Genomic DNA, 21,220 nt, shown 5'->3' on the forward strand with positions numbered 1-21,220 from the left:
CTCGTCGTCGCCGTACTTTTGCCTGAGAGCCATCAAACTCAGGTCCATGTCGTACAGATGACGACGGCTTTCCTGATCCTTGACCACGCTCTGCATGAACATGTAGCAGGCCAGGCGTTCACCACGGGTGACCGGTTCCACCTCGTGGATGGACCCCGAGGGATACAGCACCAGGCTGCCCGCAGTCAGCTTGACCTTGTGGGTGCCGCAGGTGTCTTCGATAGACAGCTCGCCGCCGTCGTATTCGGCCGGTTCAGACAGAAACAGGGTGGCCGATACATCTGTGCGCAGGCAACTGCCGTCGGGCAGGTAGCGCAAAGTGCTGTCGGTGTGCCAGCCGTAGCGGTTGGTGTTGCCGGTGTATCGGTTGAAGTTGGGCGGGAGGATTTTGTTGGGCAAGGCGGCCGTCATCAGCGTGGAACTGCGATTCAGGGCACGCATGACGATCAACCTCAACTCCGGTAGGACGTCGGAGTCTTCCGGGATCTGCAAATTGTGTTTGGCCAGCATGGCCTGCGGGCCGGCACTTTGGTGCTGTGCCCAAGCAGCCCGCTGGAGCCGGTCGCGAATGGCGGCCAGCTCCGGCGAGGTCAGCACTTGATCGATGGTGACCAGCACGCTGCGTCAGTCTTTAAAAATCGTGCCGCAGCGTGGCAATGAGTTGGCGCCCGTTGCCCGGAATGCCCTGACCCCCCCCCTCGGCCACTTGCGAGATGTATTTCTTGTCAAAGGCGTTGTAGAGGTTGATGCGCAGTTGCGTCTTTGGCGTGAACTTGTAGGTGGCATACAGGTCTGCGACCGTGTAGTTCGGGATGGCTACCTTGAGTGTTCCCGTGGCGGTGGCCTGCACACCGCTGGTCTGCCTGGCAACGTACTGCAGACCACCGCCCAGCGCCAGTTGCGGCGTGAAGTCATAAGTGGTGAAGACATTGAACGAGTGCTGTGGTGTGCCGCCCAGTTCCTGACCCACGGCAAACGGCCTGCTGGGGGAGGCCAGCACCTTGGAGTCGAGGTAGGTGTAGCCCGAGTAGAGGCGCCAGGCCTTGGTGACCCGGCCGACGGTCAGTACCTCAAAACCCTGGATGCGCAGCTTGCTGTCCAGAATGGAGTTGTCGCCCCCGCTCTGGCCGGGGAAGCGTGCGTTCGATTTGCTGATGCGAAACACTGCAGCATTGACATCCAGATCGGAGCCGACTTCCCACTTGGTGCCCAGCTCGAAGGCGGTGGTTTTTTCCGGCTCGATGTTGAAGGTTTTGGCATCGGCCACTCGTGCAGTCGCCCCGCCGGCCAACTGAATCTGGTTACGGTCAAAGTTTCCCGAGATTTCAAACGCGTTGCCTGCCGACGCGTACAGTGACGTGCTGGGCGTGAGTTTGTGAACCAGGCCCAGGCTGTAGCTCCAGGTGGTGTCGGTGCGCTCCAGCGAGCGGTTGTCGCCGGGTACGGGCAGGTTCTGGCGACCGCTCTCGCTGGCCCTGGCCTTGACCCGGTCCCAGCGCAAACCTGCATTCAACTCCCACTTCGGTGCCAGTTTCACGGTATCGAGCGCATACAGCGCGAGCTCGCTGGTTTCAAAGGCGTACACCGTGCTGTCGTAGGGCGCATTCGGTCGCGAACGTGCCACTGGGTTGTACAGATCGGTCAGAGGCCCATTGACATCGGGGCGGCGACGGTTCTCGTAGGTGAAGCGGCCTATTTCCATGCCGGTCACGACATCGTGTTGCAGGCCGCCGGTGTTGAGCGAGAACAGCAGATCGGTCTGGTTGGAGATGCCCTCATCCTTCTGGTCGCGGGGTTTGAGCCCGCCCCGGACCCGGGCGCCTTCAAAGTTGGGAGACGTCGTTGGAATGTCGCGGATGCGGGGCGACGATGTGATGGAGTCGTTGCTGACGACGCTGTAGCGCGTCTGGTTTTTCAGCGTGCTGCCATTGGCCAGGCGGTGCTCGATGGTGAGGCCGAACTGGTCCACATCGACGTCTTTGTAGTCGTCCACATGGCCGTAGAAATTGCTGAAGTCCAGCCCGGGCGGCAGCAGGCCAGTGCCGCGCGAATGGGCGCTGCGCCGATCCCGGTCAAACGGGAGACCCGCATCGGGCAGGTCGCGTTGCCGGACATGCAGGTAGTCGGCCGTAACCCGGGTCTTTTCCTTGAGACCCCAGGTGTAGGCACCGTAAAAGCCGTACCGCTTTTCGTTCGCGATATCGCGCCCCGGAATGTCGGAAGCGTGTGTCATCAGGTTGAGCCTGAATGCGCTGTTGTCGTCCACCGGCCGATTCATGTCGAGCGTGGCGCGCCGGTAACCATCGCTGCCGAGGCTTGCTTCGACCCGGTTGTACTCTTTGGTCTGTGGCTTCTTGGTGACGAAGTTGATGGTGCCCCCAGCAGAACCTCGGCCGGAGAACGCGGAGTTGGGGCCTTTAACCACTTCAAGCTGCTCCACATAGAAGGGGTCGCGGAAGTAGTTGCCCAGATCGCGAACGCCATTGACATTGATGTCGTCGCGGGCGTTGAAGCCGCGAATCTTGAGCTGGTCGCCGCCCGGCGGGTTGCCCTCACCAGCTTGCAGGCTGATACCCGGAATGTTGCGCATCGCGTCCTTCAGCGAGGTCACGTTTTGCTCCTGGAGCAAGTCAGCAGGGAGCACCGTGATGATGCGCGGTATGTCCTTGAGCTCCCGCGTGTACTTGATGCTGTCAAACTGCGTGCCGCGAAAATCGATCACGTCGACGGTTCCCAGCGTCCTGGCCGCGTCGGGATTCGCTGGCGCCTGTTGCGCGTACGCTGCACCTGATCCGATGATCATCGAAGCGGCCAAGCCACGCGCGCTCTTGCGGAATGCCGCATTCAGAATGACTGCTTGATGATGCTCTATCACCAGCCGGACTTGAGGAGCGACGGCGGTAGCCAGCGATGGCATGGAGAGCTCGGACCGAGAAAACTGAAAGCGCATGATGGGTATTCCTTTGCAAACGGGGGTTGAATGTCAATACCGCGGTTTGGCTTGGAACGAAGGAACACGACAATTGGGATGTCGACAATACGTTCTGGCTGGACAGTCGATGAACCCGTGCAATATAACACGAATGACAATGATTCGTAATAACATGCAAAAGTTGTCGCAGCGCTTTTGCGGCCGCCCAGGGCCACGGTCCCCGCTTCAGGGACTTGGAAATGGCAGAAATACCATCGGAGCGTCATCGCGAGGCTGCAAGGCAGTGGCGATCCTATGCTGGTGCTCCCGAAGACAGTCGATTGCCGCGCGTTAGCCTGTCCTGAGCCAGTTGAAGAGCTCGCAATGACGAAAACAGCTATGTTTGAAGTTTCCGTGTCCCTTAGATATATGCATCTGCAAAGTTGCGTTCAGCTCAGCTCGCCCATCTGGCTTTGCAGGTAGTTCTGGATGCCGACCTTGGAGATCAGCTCGATCTGGGTTTCCAGGAAGTCGATGTGTTCTTCCGTGTCGTCCAGAATGCCTTGAAGCAAATCGCGCGAGACGTAGTCACGCACACTTTCGCAGTGGGCCATGCCGTCCTTGATGGTGGCCTGGGCACTGGTTTCTGCTTTCAGGTCGCAGGCCAGCGCTTCAGGCACGTCTTCGCCGATCATCAGCTTGCCGAGGTCCTGCAGGTTCGGCAGGCCGTCGAGCATGAAAATGCGGTCCATCAGCTTGTCGGCATGTTTCATCTCGCCGATGGATTCCTCGTATTCTTTCCTGGCAAGTTTGTCCAGGCCCCAGTGTTTGTACATGCGGTAGTGCAGAAAGTACTGGTTGATGGCGGTCAGCTCGTTCTTGAGCTGGGCCTGCAGGTGGGTGATGACTTGAGCGTCGCCTTTCATGGCATTCCCTTGTTTGTTGTGTTGTCGATGCCGCATTGTCCCCCTGCATCAGCTTCAACTCAAGCATTCCTGCACACGTGCGGTCTGCTTGCGTGTGAGTGTCATAACTGTTCGTATTGCGCGGGCCGCAGGCGCAAAAACGGCCAAGACCGTCAGGCGACAGGCTTGGCCGGGGAGGCGCAGGGCCGCTCAGTGCGCCGTAGCGGGACTGCGGATCAGGTAGTCAAAGGCACCGAGCGCCGCCTTGGCGCCGTCGCCTGCCGCGATGATGATCTGCTTGAAGGGCACAGTGGTCGCGTCACCCGCGGCGAACACGCCGGGCACCGAGGTCTGGCCGCGCGCATCCACGATGATCTCGCCGTATTTCGAAAGCTCGACCACGCCTTTGAGCCAGTCGGTGTTGGGCACCAGGCCGATCTGGATGAACACGCCTTCCAGCGGCACGGTTTTGAGGTCGCCACTGGCGCGGTCCTTGTAGACCAGGCCGGTGACCTTCTGGTCGCCGGTGATCTCGGTGGTCTGGGCGTTGGTGAGCACCTCGACGTTTTTCAGGCTGACGAGCTTGCGCTGCAGCACGGCGTCGGCGCGTATTGCGGTGTCGAACTCGATCAGCGTGACATGGCCGACGATGCCGGCCAGGTCGATGGCCGCCTCAACGCCCGAGTTGCCGCCGCCGATCACGGCCACACGTTTTCCCTTGAACAGCGGTCCGTCGCAATGCGGGCAGTAGGCCACGCCCTTGTTCTTGAATTCCTGTTCACCAGGCACGTTGATGTTGCGCCAGCGCGCGCCGGTCGAGATGATGACCGACTTGCTCTTCAATGAGGCGCCGCTTTCGAGCTGGATCTCGATCATGTCCTTGCCGGGGCCGGTGTTGGGCACCAGCGCCTTGGCGCGCTGCAAATTCATGATGTCCACGTCGTAGTTGCGCACATGTTCTTCAAGTGCATGCGCGAATTTCGGGCCTTCGGTTTCCTTGATCGAGATGAAGTTCTCGATGCCCAGGGTGTCCAGCACCTGGCCGCCGAAACGCTCGGAAGCCACGCCGGTACGTATGCCCTTGCGCGCGGCATAGACGGCCGCCGCAGCGCCGGCCGGACCACCGCCGACGATCAGCACGTCGAACGGGTCTTTCGCATCGATCTTTTTTGCTTCGCGCTCCACGCCGCTGGTGTCGATCTTGGCGAGGATTTCTTCCAGGCTCATGCGGCCCTGGCCGAACTCGGTGCCGTTCAAAAAGACGGTCGGCACGGCCATCACCTGGCGCTCCTTGACCTCGTCCTGGAAGGTACCGCCCTCGATCATGGTGGCGCGAATCCGCGGGTTCTGCACCGCCATCAGGTTCAGGGCCTGCACCACGTCCGGGCAGTTGTGGCAGGTCAACGAAACGTAGATCTCGAATTCAAAATCGCCATCGAGCGCGCGTATCTGGTCCAGCACAGCCTGCTCGACCTTGGGCGGGTAGCCGCCGATCTGCAGCAGCGCCAGGATCAGCGAGGTGAATTCGTGGCCCATGGGCAGACCGGCGAAACGCGGGCCGTGGTTTTCACCCGGGCGATTGATGGAAAACGAGGGTTTTCGGTAGGGGTCGTCCCGGCTCTCGGTGAGTTTGACCAGTGGCGAAGAATCGGCCACGTCCTTCAGCAGCGCTTGTACCTCGCCCGAGGCCTCGCTGTCGTCGAGCGAGGCGACGATCTCGATCGGCTGCGTGGCGCGTTCGAGGTAGGTTTTTAGTTGGGCTTTGGTGGCTTCGTCGAGCATGGCGGACTCACTTCTCAAGTAAATGTCGGTGCAAAAAGGGAACAAAAAAGCCCGGGGCACACCGAAGTGTGCAGTGCCCGGGCTTGGACGACGGGACTTAGATCTTGCCGACGAGGTCGATGGACGGCGCAATCGTCTTGGCGCCGTCGTTCCACTTGGCGGGGCAGACCTCATTCGGGTGGGCTGCCGTGTACTGGGCCGCCTTCAGTTTGCGCAGGGTTTCCTTGACGTCGCGGGCGATTTCGTTGGAGTGCACTTCGGCGGTTTTGATGATGCCGTCGGGGTTGACCACGAACGTGCCACGCAGGGCCAGGCCTTCTTCAGGGATGTACACGTCAAAAGCCTTGGTCAGCACGTGGGTCGGGTCGCCCACCAGCGGGAAATTGGCCTTGCCCACGGCAGGTGACGTCTGGTGCCACACCTTGTGGGAGAAATGGGTGTCGGTGGTCACGATGTACACCTCTGCGCCGGCCTTCTGGAATTCGGCGTAGTTGTCAGCCGCATCTTCGACTTCGGTCGGGCAGTTGAAGGTGAAGGCAGCCGGCATGAAGATCAGGACCGACCATTTGCCCTTGAGGGATTCGTTGGAAACCTCGATGAACTTGCCATTGTGGAAGGCTTGGGTTTTAAACGGTTGGACTTGGGTATTGATCAGGGACATTTACTGGTTTCCTCTATTGATAAGTTGACAAAAAAGTTGCCGACAAGGGATAGCGTAAGGCCTGCTAGGTGATTAATCCAATTAATTGAGTTTATTCACTTCATTTATTAAGGCTATGACGAAGATTCAGCAATGAGAATTATTCTCATATAATCCTCAGCCTTTTTAGCGGCAGAGTCCCCCGCGCAGGCCAGGAGCCGGCCGTACTTGGGGTGCCGAAAGCGATTTGCAGCCGACGACTCCCAGGCCCGACGGGCTCCTTCACCTTCAGGCGAAGAGGGCGATCACCACCGCCGCTTCGTCGATCAGCGCGGTTACGCGGGTCCCGGGTTTGATGCCGCTGGCCGACGCCGCAAACCCCACAAGTTGCAGCCCGGCATCGAGTTGCAGGGACACTTCGTCGCCTGCGGCGCCCCGGCTGATGCGCACGGCCAAGCCGCCCAGGTGCTGGCGGCCGGCGGCTGGCGCTTGGGTCGGGTCTGCGGCGTTCACCATCACTGCTGTGGCTTTGCACAGCGCCAGCACCGCCAGGCCTTTTTTGAGGCCCAGCAGCTCCGCGCTGGCCTTGGTGATGCGTGACACCAGCAGGGCCTGGTCAGCCATGCGCAGGTGAACCCGCACCATCTGGCTCTGCGCTTCGAGCTTGTGGACCTGGCAGGGCAGTTGGTTGCGCATGCTGGTGCGCACGCCGATAGGGATCAGCGCAGGGACGTCGGCGCCCGAATCGGCGCGGGCCAGCACGTCGCGGCGTGATGCGGCCAGCCGCCCGGCGACCGCCAGCAATTGCCGGCCGGCATCGGTGACGCTGGCGCCGCCGCCGCCTGCGCCGCCCACAGCCCGCTCCACCAGCACACCACCTGACAGATTGGTCAGGGTGTCGATGGCCTGCCAGGCCGCTTTGTAGCTGACCCCGGCCTCACGGGCCGCCTGCGAGATGGAGCCGCTTTCGCCGACCAGGCGCAGGATGTCGATGCATTTGTCGGCCGGCTCGTGGCTCAGGGCACTGCCAAAGAACAGCGTGGCGGAGGCGGCTTTTTTCATGGGTTCATTTTGGCGCGAAGGCGCACCGGCATCGCTATTCTAAAATAGAATAGCGAAAATTTCGACCCATTCTGGCTCGGCTATTTCCAGGAGTCTTCAATGCGTTCAGTTGCCTCGCGTTGCTTCATCGTTGTGCTCGGCCTGCTGTTTGCCGCGCCGGTGCTGGCTGGCGACGTGCAGGTCGCGGTGGCGGCCAACTTCACCGCGCCCATGAAAATAATCGCTGCCGACTTTGAAAAAGACACCGGCCACAAGGTGGTACTGACCTTTGGCGCGACCGGCAGGTTTTACGCGCAGATCACCAACGGCGCGCCTTTCGAGGTTTTCCTCTCCGCCGACGACGACGCACCAAAAAAACTGGAACAGGCGGGCGCTGCCGTCAGCGGCAGCCGCTTTACTTACGCCACCGGCAAGCTGGCGCTGTGGTCGGCCCAGCCCGGCCTGGTCGATGCGCAGGGCGAAGTGCTCAAAAAAGGCAATTTCAGGAAGCTCGCGATTGCCGCCCCGAAACTCGCGCCTTACGGCGCGGCCGCGATGGAAACCATCCGTCAACTCGGCCTGCAGGCCGCGCTGGCGCCCAAACTGGTGACCGGCGAAAGTATAGGTCAGGCCTTCAGCTTTGTTGCTACCGGCAATGCCGAGATTGGCTTTGTGGCGCTGTCGCAGGTGGTTGAAGGCGGCAAGCTCAGGAGCGGCTCGGCCTGGCTGGTGCCCGACAACCTGCACGCCCCGATCAGGCAGGACGCCGCGCTGCTGACCAGAGGCAAGGACAACCCGGCCGCCCGGCAGCTCATGGCCTTCCTGAAAACCAACAAGGCCAGGGCGGTGATCCGCTCCTTTGGCTACCAGCCTTGAAGCGGTACTGACACATGCTTGATGACGCAGCCTGGCAGGCCATTGTACTGACGGCCAAGCTCGCCACCACCACCACCGTGGTCTTGCTGCTGGCCGGCACACCGCTGGCCTGGTGGCTGGCGCGCACACGCTCCTGGCTCAAGGGACCGGTGGGTGCGCTGGTGGCGCTGCCGCTGGTGCTGCCGCCGGTGGTGCTGGGTTTTTACCTGCTGGTGCTGATGGGTCCGCAGGGACCGGTCGGTGCGCTCACACAATCGCTGGGCTGGGGTTTGTTGCCTTTCAGCTTTGCCGGGCTGGTGGTCGGTTCGGTGTTTTATTCGCTGCCCTTTGTGGTGCAGCCGCTGCAAAACGCCTTTGAAGCCATCGGCGAACGCCCGCTCGAAGTGGCGGCCACCCTGCGCGCCTCGCCGCTGGACACCTTTTTGACCGTGGTGTTGCCACTGTCGCGTCCTGCCTACCTGACGGCCGCCGTCATGGGTTTTGCGCACACCGTGGGCGAGTTCGGCATCGTGCTCATGATGGGCGGCAACATTCCGGGCAAGACGCGCGTGATGTCGGTGCAGATTTACGACCATGTCGAAGCGCTCGAATACACGCAGGCGCATTGGCTGGCTGGCGGGCTGCTGGTGTTTTCTTTCTGCGTGTTGCTGGCGCTGTATGTGTTGCAGCCCGGGACCGGACGGCGCCGCGGGCAGGGCGCATGAGCAGCATCACGGCCGCATTCCGGCAGACCTACAAGGATTTTTCGCTGGACGTGGACCTGGCGCTGCCCGGGCGCGGCGTCACGGCGATCTTCGGCGTGTCGGGCTCCGGCAAAACCACGTTGCTGCGCTGCATCGCAGGCCTGGAGCGCGCGCAGAGCGGCCGGGTCGAGGTCAACGGTGTCCTCTGGCAGGACGACGCGGCCGGCATCTTCATGCCGGTGCACCGGCGGCCGCTGGGTCTGGTGTTTCAGGACGCCGGCCTGTTTGTGCATCTGGACGTGAGGCGCAACCTGGACTATGGCCTGCGCCGCGTGCCGGCGGCGCAGCGCCGCGTCTCGCTGGACCAGGCGATCACCTTGCTGGGCCTTGAGGCACTCATGCAGCGCCAGAGCAGCACGCTGTCGGGCGGCGAGCGCCAGCGTGTGGCGATCGCGCGTGCGCTGGTCACCAGCCCGCGCCTGCTGCTGATGGACGAGCCGCTGGCTTCGCTGGATCTTCAGCGCAAGGCCGACGTGTTGCCCTACCTGGAGCGCCTGCACCGGGAACTGGACATTCCCATCCTCTATGTCAGCCACGCGCCGGACGAGGTGGCGCGGCTGGCCGACCACCTGGTGCTGCTGGAGGCGGGCCGCGTGACGGCCGCCGGGCCCACACGCGAACTGATGACCCGGCTGGACCTGCCCCTGGCGCATGGCGATGCGGCTGCCGCCGTGATCGAGGCCACGGTGACACGCCTGGAGCCGCAATGGCATCTGAGCCACCTGTCGTTCCCCGGCGGGGAGGTCAGCCTGCCTGGCCAGTCGCTGCAGCCCGGCCAGCGCGTGCGTGTGCGCATCCAGGCGCGTGATGTCAGCCTGACCTTGTTGCCGCAGGAAGGCAGCAGCGTGCTCAATGTGTTTGCCGCGCGTATCACCGGCCTGTCTGAAGACAGCCCCGGCCAGGTGATGGTGAGCCTGGATGCGGGCGGCAGCACGCTGCTGGCGCGTATCACGCGCAAGTCGGCGGCGGCGCTGCAACTGCAGCCGGGCAGTGCGGTTTATGCGCAGGTCAAAGGCGTGGCGGTGCTGGGTTGAATTGGTTTGATATTTAAAAGATAGCAGCTTACGCAGGTGGAATAAGGGTCGTAGCCATTTCTGCATGAAAATAGTAACTACCCCGCTGCTTGTGCGCCGCTTGCCCTCACCCCTGCCCTCTCCCAGTGGGAGAGGGAGCAAGACGGGACTCGTTCCCCTCTCCCAGAGGGAGAGGGAGTAAGGCGGGACTCGTTCCCCCTCCCAGAGGGAGAGGTAGCAAGACGGGACTGGTTTCTCCCCTCCTTCTGAGAGGTAGTAAGAAAAGGGACTCTTTTCCCCTCTCCCTCTGGGAGAGGGTTAGGGTGAGGGCCCCCGGTTCAGTATTCCAGCCGCTCGGGCCGGATCTCCTGCAGGATGGTCGTGGCGATCTCTTCAATCGACTTGGTGGTGGTCGACAGCCAGCGAATGCCTTCGCGCCGCATCATGGCTTCGGCCTCGTGGATTTCGTCGCGGCAGTTGTCCAGACTGGCGTATTTCGAATTGGGTCGCCGTTCGTTGCGGATCTGCGCCAGGCGCTCTGGCGCGATCGTCAGTCCAAATATCTTTTTGCGGTGCGCCACCAGCGCAGGCGGCAACTGGCGGCGCTCGAAGTCTTCGGGGATCAAGGGGTAGTTTGAGGCCTTGAGCCCGTACTGCATCGCCAGGTAGAGCGAGGTCGGCGTCTTGCCGCTGCGGCTGACGCCCACCAGGATCACGTCCGAGCCGGCCAGGTCGCGGTTGCTCTGACCGTCATCGTGCGCCAGCGAGAAGTTGATGGCCTCGATGCGGTCGTCGTACGCCTTGCTTTTGGACGCGTCCGAGAAGCGACCCACGCGGTGGCTGGACTTCAGTCCGAGTTCGGTTTCCAGCGGCGCGACAAACATGCCGAACATGTCCAGCAACATGCCCTGGCAGTTGGCCTTGAGCACTTCCAGGATTTCCATGTTCACCAGTGTGGTGAAGACAATCGGCTTCTGGCCTTCAAGCTCGGCCGTGTGGTTGATCTGGCGGATCACCTGGTGGGCCTTGTCCACGCTGTCGATGAAAGGCAGGCGGACATGGCGCGGCTTGAACTCGAACTGCGCCAGGATGGCGTTGCCAAAGGTTTCGGCGGTGATGCCGGTGCCGTCGGAGATGAAAAACACGGTGCGGTTGGACATAGGGGGCCTGGTTTGATGGCAAAGCGCCTACACGAACCATGCAGGCGACCTCTTACAATCGGGCAATTATCCAGATTTGCGACACCATGCCCCGCCACGACCCCCTCCAACTACAACAAGGTTGTCCGCCGCGCATGTGTTCCGCCCCGGTTTTTAAACCTCCCGGAGTATTTTTATGTCCAACCTTTTTGAGCCGACCGCCCTGGTCGTACCGTTTGAAAATCTGAGGATGACGGATGTCGAGGCCGTTGGCGGCAAAAACGCCAGCCTCGGCGAGATGATCTCGCAACTGCCTACCGGCCCCGAGGGCGTGCAGGTGCCCACCGGCTTTGCCACCACGGCCCACGCCTTTCGCGCCTTCCTGGCGCATGACGGTCTGGACAACAAGATCAACGCGCTGCTCGATGCGCTCAACACCGACGACGTGCGCGCGCTGGCTGAAACCGGCAGCAAGATACGCGCGCTGGTCGAAGCCCAGCCCTTCCCGAAGGAACTTGAACAGGCCGTGCGCGATGCCTTTGCCACGCTTTGCGGCGCCGATGCCGTGCGCAGCGCCGGGCCGCCCCAAGCAAGCACAGCCCCCTCGGGGGGCAGCGACGCACACGCAGTGGCGAGCGTGGGGGCCAACAATCAGGCCAGTTTTGCCGTGCGTTCATCGGCCACGGCCGAAGATTTGCCCGACGCCTCGTTTGCCGGCCAACAGGAAACCTTTTTGAATGTCGTCGGCATCGAGGACGTGCTGCACAAGATGAAAGAGGTGTTTGCCAGCCTCTACAACGACCGCGCCATCAGCTACCGCGTGCACCAGGGTTTTGCCCATGCCGACGTGGCCCTGTCGGCCGGCGTGCAGCGCATGGTGCGCAGCGACCTGGGCGCGGCTGGCGTGATGTTCACCATCGACACCGAAAGCGGCTTCGAAGACGTGGTTTTCATCACCTCCAGCTATGGCCTGGGCGAGACCGTGGTGCAGGGCGCCGTCAACCCCGACGAGTTTTATGTGCACAAACCCATGCTGAAAGCCGGTAAACGTTGCGTGATCCGTCGCAACCTCGGCTCCAAGCTGCTGCAGATGGAGTTCACCACACCGGAAGAGAAAAAATCCGGCGGCAAGCTGGTCAAGACCACCGACGTGCCGGCCGAGTTGCGCAACCGCTATTCGCTCAGTGATGCCGACGTCGAGCAGCTTGCGCGTTATGCCGTGATCATCGAGAACCACTATGGCCGTCCGATGGACATCGAGTGGGGCAAGGACGGCACCGACGGCAAACTCTACATCCTGCAGGCGCGGCCCGAAACAGTCAAAAGCCAGTCCAAGGGCAAGGCCGAACTGCGTTACAAGCTCAAGGCCAACCAGGGCAAAGGCACGGTGCTGGCTGAAGGCCGCGCCATCGGCCAGAAGATAGGCACCGGCCCGGTCCGCATCGTGCATGACATCAAGGACATGGACCAGGTCCAGCCCGGCGACGTGCTGGTGACCGACATGACCGACCCGAACTGGGAGCCGGTCATGAAACGCGCCAGTGCCATCGTGACCAACCGCGGCGGGCGCACCTGCCACGCCGCCATCATCGCGCGCGAACTGGGCATCCCGGCCGTGGTCGGCTGCGGCGACGCCACCGAAACCCTGAAGACCGGCATGCTGGTGACCGTGAGTTGCGCCGAGGGCGATACCGGCAACATCTATGACGGCTTGCTGGAAACCGAGGTGACCGAAGTGCTGCGCGGCGACATGCCGCCGATAGACATGAAGATCACCATGAACGTCGGCAACCCGCAACTGGCCTTTGACTTCTGCCAGATCCCCAACCACGGCGTGGGTCTGGCGCGGCTTGAGTTCGTCATCAACAACAACATCGGCGTGCATCCCAAGGCGATTCTCGACTACCCGAATGTCGATGCCGACCTGAAAAAAGCGGTCGAGAGTGTGGCTCGTGGCCACGCTTCACCGCGCGCTTTTTATGTCGACAAGGTCGCCGAAGGCGTGGCGACTATCGCAGCGGCTTTCTGGCCCAAGCCGGTGATCGTGCGCCTGTCGGACTTCAAGTCCAACGAGTACCGCAAGCTGATTGGCGGTTCCCGCTATGAGCCGGAAGAAGAAAACCCGATGCTGGGCTTTCGCGGCGCGTCGCGTTACCTGAGCGCTGACTTTGGCGAGGCCTTTGCGATGGAGTGCGAGGCGCTGCGCCGCGTGCGTGACGACATGGGACTGGTCAACGTCGAGGTCATGGTGCCTTTTGTTCGCACCCTGGGCCAGGCCAAAAAAGTCACCGACCTGCTGGGCCAGCATGGCCTCAAACGCGGCGAGGGCGGCCTGCGCGTGATCATGATGTGCGAGGTGCCCAGCAATGCCATCCTGGCCGACGAGTTCCTCGAGTTTTTCGACGGCTTCTCGATTGGCTCCAACGACCTGACCCAGCTCACCCTGGGCCTGGACCGCGACTCCGGCCTGGCCATCCTGGCCGAGGACTTCGACGAGCGCGACCCGGCCGTCAAGGCCATGCTGAGCCGCGCCATCCAGGCCTGCAAGCGCCAGGGGAAATACGTCGGCATCTGCGGCCAGGGCCCGAGCGACCACCCGGACTTTGCACAGTGGCTCAAGGACGAGGGCATCAGTTCGCTGTCGCTCAATCCTGACACGGTGATCGCCACCTGGAAACAGCTCGCGAGCTGACACGGACCCGGGGACAGCGGATACCAAGGGAAACCCCTAGGAGGGTTTCAGCTAGGTCCGCGTGTCCCCGTGGTCGTTTGTAAGAACTTGGTAAGGGCTGGGGCAACAATCAAGGCATTGTTGCCAAAGGCCCTATGCTTTTTACTGTTTCCACGATCAAACTGATAGCCGAGATCGCCTTGCTCGCGCTGTTCGGGCAATGGGTATTGGGTTTGCTGGCGGGCGCCAAAAGAGACACCAACCTGTTCTACCAAATCCTGCAAATTGTGGGCAAGCCTTTTGTGGTGGCTGCCCGCTTCATCACCCCCAAACAAATCATTGACCGCCACGTACCGCTCGTGGCTTTTTTGTTGCTGCTGTTTGCATGGATAGGAGCCACCTTGATGAAAATCCGCATCTGCCTGGAAATCGGGGTGGCCTTGTGCAAATGAACACCGTGCTGGGTTACTGGTATCTCAAGCTGCAGGCCTTGATCCTGCTGGTGTTTGGCCGGGAGGCGGCAGCACTCGGCAAGTTTGACCAGATGCTGCTGCTAAAGCCGAACGACCGTTATGCGTTGGCAAGCCGGGCCCATGTGCTGGCGCAGCAGGGCGACAAAACGGCCGCCATTGGTGCGCTTCAAAGGCTGGTGGCCGGTTACCCCGGGCAGGCCGCAGCCTGGTTCAACCTGGCTTTCATGCTGGAAGACAACGGCGAGCAAGACGGGGCGGAGCCAGCCTTTCGCCGCGCGCTGGAGCTGGAGCCCAAGATGGACCGGGCCTGGTACGGCTTGGCGCTGCTGCTGATTCGCGAGCGCCGCTTCGATGAAGCGGTGCAGGCACTCAAGAAAAATACAGAACTGCAACCCATGAGCCCGTTCGGCTGGTATCAGCTGGCCCGGGTTCATGTAGACAGGCAAGACCCTGATGAGGCGGTGAAGGTCATTCGCCACCTCAAACGGTTTGAGCCTAAAGTGGCCGCCCAGCTGGAACGCGAGACGGGACTGAGCGCTGCTCAGCCGGGAACGCTGACCAACTGAGTGGTTATTTGATGGCCGGGGTCTGAGCCCAGGCTCATAAGACGCGATCTGGCTTGCAGGCCACGCTAGGGGACTGGTGGTGATCGTGATGTGCCCGAAAGGGTGTTGTTGATTGGAGGCAAGTGTTATGCAGTTGACTGACAACCATCGCCGTTATTGGCGGAAGAACCTGAACATCACGGGCATCCTGCTCGTGATCTGGTTCGTCGTGACCTTCGTCGTGAGTTATTTCGCACGCGAGTTGAGCTTTAATTTCTTTGGCTGGCCTTTCAGCTTCTGGATGGGAGCGCAGGGGGCCCTGGTCATTTATGTGTGCATCATCGGGTATTACGCCTGGTACATGGGCAAGCTCGATATTGAGCACGGCGTCCAAGAAAGCGAGGAGTAATCATGGCTGGAATATTTGGTAACGATGCTGGCACCAACACTGCCGCATCCAACGCTGCCTTCAAGAAGGGCCTGGGCAAGGTCTACAAGTGGTACACCGGGGGTTTCCTGTTCTTCGTGGTGGTTCTGGCCATCCTCGAACAGATGGGCTTGTCCCGCCAGTGGATTGGCTTGATCTTCCTGTTGGCCACCATCGGTCTGTATGCCGGCATCGGCATCATGAGCCGCACGACAGACGCGGCCGAGTATTACGTGGCAGGACGCCGCGTACCGGCGGTGTACAACGGCATGGCCGCGGGCGCCGACTGGATGTCTGCGGCGTCCTTCATCGGCATGGCCGGCACGCTCTACCTCACCGGTTACAGCGGCCTGGCCTTCATCATGGGATGGACCGGCGGTTATTGCCTGGTGGCGCTGTTTCTGGCACCTTACCTGCGCAAGTTCGGCCAGTTCACCATTCCCGACTTTCTGGGTGAACGCTACGGCGGTAACCTGCCGCGTTTCATCGGCATCTTCGCCGCGATTCTGTGCTCTTTCACCTATGTGGTTGCGCAGATTTACGGCGTCGGCCTGATCACGGCGCGTCTGACCGGGGTAGCTTTTGAGCTCGGGATTTTCCTGGGCTTGGGCGGTATTCTGGTGTGTTCGTTCCTGGGCGGCATGCGTGCTGTGACCTGGACGCAGGTCGCGCAGTACATCATCCTGATCGTGGCCTACATGCTTCCGGTGGTGTGGCTGTCGGTCAAGCAGACCAGCGTTCCCATTCCGCAAGCGATTTATGGCTTCCAGCTGCAGAAAGTGACCGCCAAGGAAAAAGAGCTGACCGCCAACGCCAAAGAGGTGGAAGTTCGCGACATATTCAAGCAGCGTTCAGCAGCCTTGACTGAAAAACTCAAGGATCCAGCAGCAGCATTGGCAGTTGACAAGGCCGCAGCCGAAAAAACCGTGGCGGACCTGAAAGCCGCGAATGGCGCACTGTCTGAAATTTCTGCCGCTGAAAAATCACTGGCTGCTGTACCGAAAGATGCGGCTGCTGCGAAAGTTGCCTGGACCCGGGCCAAAGCGGCTGCCGACACCAAGGCCAGACCACTGAACGGCATGCCACCCCACGCCCAGCAGTTTGCCGGTGATCCGAATGGCGATGCAGCCGCCCAGAAAGCCTATGACGTATCACGTCGCAACTTCCTGGCGCTGATCTTCTGTCTGATGGTCGGAACCGCCGCGCTGCCGCACATCCTGATGCGTTATTACACGGTGCCCAGCGTGAAAGAGGCACGGCAATCAGTCACCTGGTCGCTGTTCTTCATTTTCCTGCTGTACTTTACGGCCCCTGCGCTCGCGGTGCTGGTCAAGTACGAGGTATTCACCGTGCTGGTGGGGACGCCGTTTGACCAGTTGCCGGCCTGGATTGCGGACTGGAACAAGGTTGACCCGTCACTGCTCTCGGTGGTGGACATCAACAAGGACGGCCTCTTGCAGCTCAATGAAATGTCCATCGGTGGCGACATCATCGTGCTGGCAGCCCCGGCTATTGGCGGTTTGCCCTATGTGGTGTCCGGTCTGGTGGCTGCGGGTGGCCTGGCTGCGGCGCTGTCAACGGCTGACGGCCTGCTGCTGACGATTGCCAACGCGCTGAGCCACGACCTGTACTACAAAATGATCGACCCGAACGCTTCGACTGCACGCCGTGTGACCATCTCCAAGGTCCTGCTGCTGGTGGTTGCGTTGTGCGCCGCCTATGTGGCAGCCCAGAAGCCGGCCGACATTCTGTTCCTGGTCTCTGCGGCGTTTTCGTTCGCGGCTGCAGCGTTCTTCCCGGCGCTGGTGCTGGGGATTTTCTGGAAACGTGCCACGGGTATTGCCGCTTCGCTGGGCATGGTCGCCGGCCTGGGTACCACGTTCTTCTACATGATCACCACCCAGCCCTGGATGCGCGGCCTGTTCGGCATCACTTCGCCGATCCAGCTCTGGTGGGACATCCAGCCGATCTCGGCCGGTCTCTTCGGTGTGCCCGTCGGCTTGGCCGTGATCATCCTGGTCAGCTTGGTCACACCGGCGCCTAGCCGCAAGATCCAGGAACTGGTCGAGCATGTGCGTTACCCGACGCTGCGTGCTGCCTGATGCGGCAGGTCACCGTGAGGTAATCTGACTTTCGTCAGATAGAAAGCCCGGCAACGGAAGTTGCCGGGCTTTTTTCATGGGCGAGTGTTTTTCCATCGGTCTTTCTGATGCTTCGACAAGTTCGGGTCCATCAGAGGTGAAGCGACCGACCGTGGGGACGATATCGCGTGGTATATAATCATGGGCTTCGCCTTGCTGCACCCTTCACGACGCTGGGGCAGCTTTATCAACCACAAGGAGAGTTTATGCGTCATTACGAGATCGTCTTGCTGATCCACCCGGATCAAAGCGAGCAAGTCCCAGCCATGCTGGAACGTTACAAGGGCATGATCACCGCCGGCGGCGGAAAAGTGCACCGGGTTGAAGATTGGGGCCGTCGCCAGCTGGTGTACCTGATCCAGAAACTCGCCAAAGCGCATTACCTGTGCATCAACATCGAAGCCAGCCAGGCCGTGATGGACGAAATTGAGCACGCGTTCAAGTTCAACGATGCCGTGTTGCGCCACCTGACTGTGCTGAAAAAGAAGGCTGAAACTGGCCCGTCCCTCATGATGCGCAACGTCGAGAGGGAAGAAGCCCGCAAGGCCCAGCAGCAGGAGTATGCAGCGTCGTAAGACGCGACACGCTGTTCCACGACGCACTGCCGTGCAATGACCCGCAGTGAACCACGTTGAACTGACCGCCTGTATCGCCGAGGCAAGTCCTCTGCGCTACACACCCGCTGGAATCCCCGCCGTCAATGTCGTACTCGACCACGAATCCGACATTCTCGAAGCAGGCTCCACCCGGCAGGTCAGGCTGACGATGAAAGCGGTTGCCTTTGGCACGCTGGCTGAACAAGCAGGCCGGCTCCCCATGGGCAAGGCCTTCATGTTCACCGGTTTTCTGGTCAATGCAAGAGGCAGCAAGAGTGTCGTGTTTCACATCCAAGCTTTTCAACCAGTTTCTGATCAAGTTCTGAACCCCCTTTAAGGAGTCCATCATGCCCGGACCAAAACGTTTCAACAAAGACAAGCGCCCCAAGCGCAACACCCAATCCCTGCTGTTCAAGCGCAAGCGCTTTTGCCGCTTCACCGCCGCAGGCGTTGAAGAAATCGACTACAAGGACATCGACACCCTGCGCGATTTTGTGGCTGAAAACGGAAAAATCATCCCCGCCCGCCTGACCGGCACGCGTGCGATTTTTCAGCGCCAGATCAACACCGCTGTCAAGCGCGCTCGCTTCCTAGCGATGCTGCCGTACAGCGACCAACACCGCAGCCTGTAAGGAGCCGACCATGCAAATCATTCTGCTCGACAAAGTCGTCAACCTCGGCAACCTGGGCGAAGTCGTCAAAGTCAAAGACGGTTACGCACGCAACTTCCTGATCCCTTCTGGCCGCGCCCGTCGCGCAACTGCCGCAGCGATCAAGGAATTTGAAGTCAAACGCGCCGAACTCGAAAAAGCCGCCGCCGCCAAGCTGGCAGCGTCGCAGGCCCAAGGCGAAAAACTCGGCGGTACCACTGTCAAGCTCACGCAAAAGGCCGGTGTGGATGGCCGCCTGTTCGGCTCCGTGACCAACCATGACATTTCTGCCGAACTCACCAAGCAGGGTTTTCCTGTGCTGAAGAGCCAGGTACGCATGCCCAATGGTCCGCTCAAGACCGTTGGCGACCACCCTGTGACGGTAGCGCTGCACACGGATGTGGCTGTGGACATCACGGTGACGGTGTACGGCGAAACCGCTTAAGAAGCGTCGCTGCTCCCAAAAAAGCCGCTCGCTGAGCGGCTTTTTTCTTGGGGCGTCAATTCACATCTTTTACAGGGTTGCACCCCTGTTGTCCACGACTTATAAACAGACTTGTGCAATGACGCCGAGCGACCCCCGCGCTAGCATCTGGAGCTGTCAAGGAAACCCATGTCTGCCGTACTATCTACCGCTTCCGACCCCCGCTACAGCCCCGACCGGCAAATTGCGCAGCTGCGCATCCCGCCGCATTCAATAGAGGGCGAGTCCAGCGTGTTGGGTGGCCTGTTGCTGGACAACGGCGCCTGGGACCGTGTTGGCGATTTGCTGACGGACGAGGATTTTTACCGCTACGAACACAAGCTGATCTACGCAGCGGTTGGCGCGCTGATCAACGCGACCAAGCCGGCCGACGTGATCACCGTGTACGAACACCTGCAAAACCAGGGCAAGGCCGACGACGTGGGCGGCCTGGGCTACCTCAATTCGCTGGCCCAGTACGTACCCAGCGCCAGCAACATCCGCCGCTACGCCGAGATCGTGCGCGAGCGTTCCATCCTGCGCAAGCTGGTGGCCGCCAGCGACGAGATTGCCACCAACGCCTTCAACCCGCAGGGCAAGGCCGTGGCGATGATCCTCGACGAGGCCGAGCAGAAGATTTTCAAGATCGGCGAGCAGGGCTCGCGCATGAAGCAGGGGTTCCAGAGCATGGATACCCTGGTGGTGAGCCTGCTGGACCGCGTGACGGAGATGTCGGAGAACCCGAACGACGTGACCGGCGTACCCAGCGGCTTTTACGACCTGGACAAGATGACCTCGGGCTTCCAGGCCGGCGACCTGGTGATTCTTGCGGCACGACCGTCGATGGGAAAAACCGCGCTGGCCATCAACATTGCTGAACATGTGGCGCTCAACGAAGGCCTGCCGGTGGCGGTGTTTTCGATGGAGATGGGCGCGTCCCAGCTGGCGGTGCGTATCGTTGGCTCCATCGGACGTATTGACCAGACCCATTTGCGCACCGGCGCGCTGACCGATGAGGAGTGGCCGCGCCTGACAGAAGCCATCGAGAAGCTGCGCAATATCTCGCTGCACATCGACGAAACGCCCGGCCTGACCGTCAGCGAGCTGCGCGCCAACGCCCGGCGGCTTGCCCGTCAATGCGGCAAGTTGGGTCTGATCGTCGTGGATTACCTGCAGCTCATGAGTGTGTCCTCAAGCATGAGCGAGGAAAACCGCGCCACCGCCGTCGGCGAAATTTCCCGCGGCCTGAAGATGCTGGCCAAAGAGTTGCAGTGCCCGGTGATAGCGCTGTCGCAGCTCAGCCGCGGCGTCGAGTCGCGCACCGACAAACGCCCCATGATGAGCGACCTGCGTGAGTCCGGCGCCATCGAGCAGGATGCCGACATCATCATGTTCATCTACCGCGACGAGTACTACACCAAGGACGCCTGCAAGGAACCCGGGGTAGCCGAGGTTATCATCAGCAAGCAGCGTAACGGCCCGACGGGTACCGTCAAGCTGGCGTTTATCAGCCGCATTACCAAGTTTGAGAGCCTGGCGCATGGGGGCAGCGGAGCTTACTAGTCAAATCGGGCTTCAGCCCTTATCTGTCAAGTGTAGTTTGCTATATATTTGATAGCTATTTCCTGGGTGAAAGTTCGCCCTGCAGTCCCGGCGGCGGGTATCGCAGACGATCAGCGGATTGCCGGTTCCAGGTCTTCCATCGCCAACATGTGGTACTTCTGGCCATAGGTGAAGGGCAGGTGGCTAACCGATGCCAGCACCTTCTGGGTGTCCTCGTCGGAAGGCGCGTGGACCATCACACCGTGGTGGCCCTGGCGCGCAAGGGCGATGTACTTGCCGACGGTGTGCCCTTCGGTGCCCACTGATGGAAAGCCCTCGCCCGAATCGCCGTCCACCTTGCCGATGTCGCGCAGGATGGTCGCAGGGGGCACCAGCATGACCGACTCACTGGCAAAGCCGCCAGCCTCCAGGGCCTGTGCGGCCTGCTGAGCTTGATCGGCTTCGGGAAACAGCAAAACGGCGTAACCGGTGGGGTAGAACACGCCGCCCAGAGTCAACATTTTTGGGGTGATTTCAAAGGTCTTCATAGGATTATTAAGCCTTCAATCCCCGCCGCTGGCTGTCAGTCAGCCAGGCCTGTTTTTGTAGGACTTCAGGATTTTCTGACGCACGGCGGTGTGCTCGTTGGGGCCGCCCGCTGA

21 protein-coding genes are annotated in these 21,220 nt (G+C 61.0%); 13 read left to right on the plus strand and 8 right to left on the minus strand.

Annotated elements, in window-relative coordinates; all coding sequences use genetic code 11:
- The 6 genes from ACESMT_RS10200 to ACESMT_RS10225 all read right to left on the minus strand — a co-directional run.
- Positions 1-618 (minus strand): Fe2+-dependent dioxygenase (locus ACESMT_RS10200; protein WP_372826474.1); only part of this gene is annotated, 618 nt, incomplete at its 3' end.
- Positions 619-631: 13 nt separating this feature from the next.
- Positions 632-2,950 (minus strand): TonB-dependent receptor, encoded by a 2,319-nt coding sequence (locus ACESMT_RS10205; protein WP_372826475.1) that lies wholly within the window; start codon positions 2,948-2,950, stop codon positions 632-634.
- 410 nt (positions 2,951-3,360) lie between these two features.
- On the minus strand, positions 3,361-3,837 hold the full coding sequence (gene bfr / locus ACESMT_RS10210; RefSeq protein ID WP_372826477.1) for a bacterioferritin: 477 nt from the start codon (positions 3,835-3,837) through the stop codon (positions 3,361-3,363).
- A gap of 189 nt (positions 3,838-4,026) precedes the next feature.
- Positions 4,027-5,598, minus strand: a complete 1,572-nt coding sequence (gene ahpF / locus ACESMT_RS10215) for an alkyl hydroperoxide reductase subunit F (RefSeq protein WP_372826478.1) — start codon at positions 5,596-5,598, stop codon at positions 4,027-4,029.
- Positions 5,599-5,695: 97 nt separating this feature from the next.
- Positions 5,696-6,259: an alkyl hydroperoxide reductase subunit C gene (gene ahpC, locus ACESMT_RS10220; protein ID WP_372826479.1), complete on the minus strand. Its 564-nt coding sequence runs from the start codon at positions 6,257-6,259 to the stop codon at positions 5,696-5,698.
- A gap of 267 nt (positions 6,260-6,526) precedes the next feature.
- A complete protein-coding gene (locus ACESMT_RS10225; RefSeq protein WP_372826480.1) occupies positions 6,527-7,300 on the minus strand; it encodes a TOBE domain-containing protein in 774 nt (257 codons plus the stop codon).
- Between the two features lie 99 nt (positions 7,301-7,399).
- Here ACESMT_RS10225 and modA point away from each other — a divergent pair, with 99 nt between their 5' ends.
- From modA to modC, 3 genes are read left to right on the plus strand one after another with little or no spacing between them, the layout of a single operon-like run.
- The gene (gene modA / locus ACESMT_RS10230; RefSeq protein WP_372826481.1) at positions 7,400-8,155 is read left to right on the plus strand and encodes a molybdate ABC transporter substrate-binding protein; all 756 of its coding nucleotides are present in this window, start codon (positions 7,400-7,402) and stop codon (positions 8,153-8,155) included.
- A 14-nt stretch (positions 8,156-8,169) separates the two neighbouring features.
- Complete coding sequence (gene modB / locus ACESMT_RS10235; protein ID WP_372826482.1) at positions 8,170-8,859, plus strand: molybdate ABC transporter permease subunit; 690 nt, start codon at positions 8,170-8,172, stop codon at positions 8,857-8,859.
- A complete protein-coding gene (modC, locus tag ACESMT_RS10240) occupies positions 8,856-9,932 on the plus strand; it encodes a molybdenum ABC transporter ATP-binding protein (RefSeq protein ID WP_372826483.1) in 1,077 nt (358 codons plus the stop codon). Before modB ends, modC begins: the two co-directional genes overlap by 4 nt.
- A 317-nt stretch (positions 9,933-10,249) precedes the next feature.
- On the opposite strand, the gene ACESMT_RS10245 is transcribed toward modC, so the two are convergent.
- On the minus strand, positions 10,250-11,071 hold the full coding sequence (locus tag ACESMT_RS10245; protein ID WP_372826484.1) for a pyruvate, water dikinase regulatory protein: 822 nt from the start codon (positions 11,069-11,071) through the stop codon (positions 10,250-10,252).
- Positions 11,072-11,246: 175 nt separating this feature from the next.
- Between ACESMT_RS10245 and ppsA the strand changes: the two genes are divergently transcribed.
- The 10 genes from ppsA to dnaB all read left to right on the plus strand — a co-directional run bounded on the left by ppsA (position 11,247) and on the right by dnaB (position 20,579).
- On the plus strand, positions 11,247-13,742 hold the full coding sequence (ppsA, locus tag ACESMT_RS10250) for a phosphoenolpyruvate synthase (RefSeq protein WP_372826485.1): 2,496 nt from the start codon (positions 11,247-11,249) through the stop codon (positions 13,740-13,742).
- 134 nt (positions 13,743-13,876) lie between these two features.
- On the plus strand, positions 13,877-14,173 hold the full coding sequence (locus ACESMT_RS10255; protein ID WP_372826486.1) for a hypothetical protein: 297 nt from the start codon (positions 13,877-13,879) through the stop codon (positions 14,171-14,173).
- Positions 14,170-14,760 carry a tetratricopeptide repeat protein gene (locus ACESMT_RS10260; RefSeq protein WP_372826487.1) on the plus strand — a complete coding sequence of 197 codons (591 nt, stop codon included), beginning with the start codon at positions 14,170-14,172 and terminating at the stop codon, positions 14,758-14,760. Before ACESMT_RS10255 ends, ACESMT_RS10260 begins: the two co-directional genes overlap by 4 nt.
- Before the next feature lie 127 nt (positions 14,761-14,887).
- Positions 14,888-15,148 (plus strand): DUF4212 domain-containing protein, encoded by a 261-nt coding sequence (locus tag ACESMT_RS10265; protein WP_372826488.1) that lies wholly within the window; start codon positions 14,888-14,890, stop codon positions 15,146-15,148.
- A 2-nt stretch (positions 15,149-15,150) separates the two neighbouring features.
- Positions 15,151-17,268 (plus strand): sodium:solute symporter family protein, encoded by a 2,118-nt coding sequence (locus ACESMT_RS10270; RefSeq protein WP_372826489.1) that lies wholly within the window; start codon positions 15,151-15,153, stop codon positions 17,266-17,268.
- A gap of 245 nt (positions 17,269-17,513) precedes the next feature.
- Complete coding sequence (rpsF, locus tag ACESMT_RS10275) at positions 17,514-17,882, plus strand: 30S ribosomal protein S6 (RefSeq protein WP_318404947.1); 369 nt, start codon at positions 17,514-17,516, stop codon at positions 17,880-17,882.
- A gap of 46 nt (positions 17,883-17,928) precedes the next feature.
- On the plus strand, positions 17,929-18,240 hold the full coding sequence (gene priB, locus ACESMT_RS10280) for a primosomal replication protein N (RefSeq protein ID WP_372826490.1): 312 nt from the start codon (positions 17,929-17,931) through the stop codon (positions 18,238-18,240).
- A 10-nt stretch (positions 18,241-18,250) separates the two neighbouring features.
- Entirely contained in the window at positions 18,251-18,535 is a 285-nt protein-coding gene (rpsR, locus tag ACESMT_RS10285; protein WP_077592883.1) for a 30S ribosomal protein S18, read from the plus strand.
- Positions 18,536-18,545: 10 nt separating this feature from the next.
- Positions 18,546-18,998, plus strand: a complete 453-nt coding sequence (rplI, locus tag ACESMT_RS10290; RefSeq protein WP_372826491.1) for a 50S ribosomal protein L9 — start codon at positions 18,546-18,548, stop codon at positions 18,996-18,998.
- Positions 18,999-19,166: 168 nt separating this feature from the next.
- Positions 19,167-20,579 (plus strand): replicative DNA helicase, encoded by a 1,413-nt coding sequence (gene dnaB / locus ACESMT_RS10295; RefSeq protein WP_372826492.1) that lies wholly within the window; start codon positions 19,167-19,169, stop codon positions 20,577-20,579.
- 110 nt (positions 20,580-20,689) lie between these two features.
- On the opposite strand, the gene ACESMT_RS10300 is transcribed toward dnaB, so the two are convergent.
- On the minus strand, positions 20,690-21,106 hold the full coding sequence (locus tag ACESMT_RS10300) for an RNA-binding protein (RefSeq protein ID WP_372826493.1): 417 nt from the start codon (positions 21,104-21,106) through the stop codon (positions 20,690-20,692).
- Positions 21,107-21,220 lie beyond the last annotated feature (114 nt).

Origin of the sequence: Polaromonas sp. (genome assembly GCF_041689105.1) — a bacterium.
Taxonomy (GTDB): Bacteria; Pseudomonadota; Gammaproteobacteria; order Burkholderiales; family Burkholderiaceae_C; genus Polaromonas.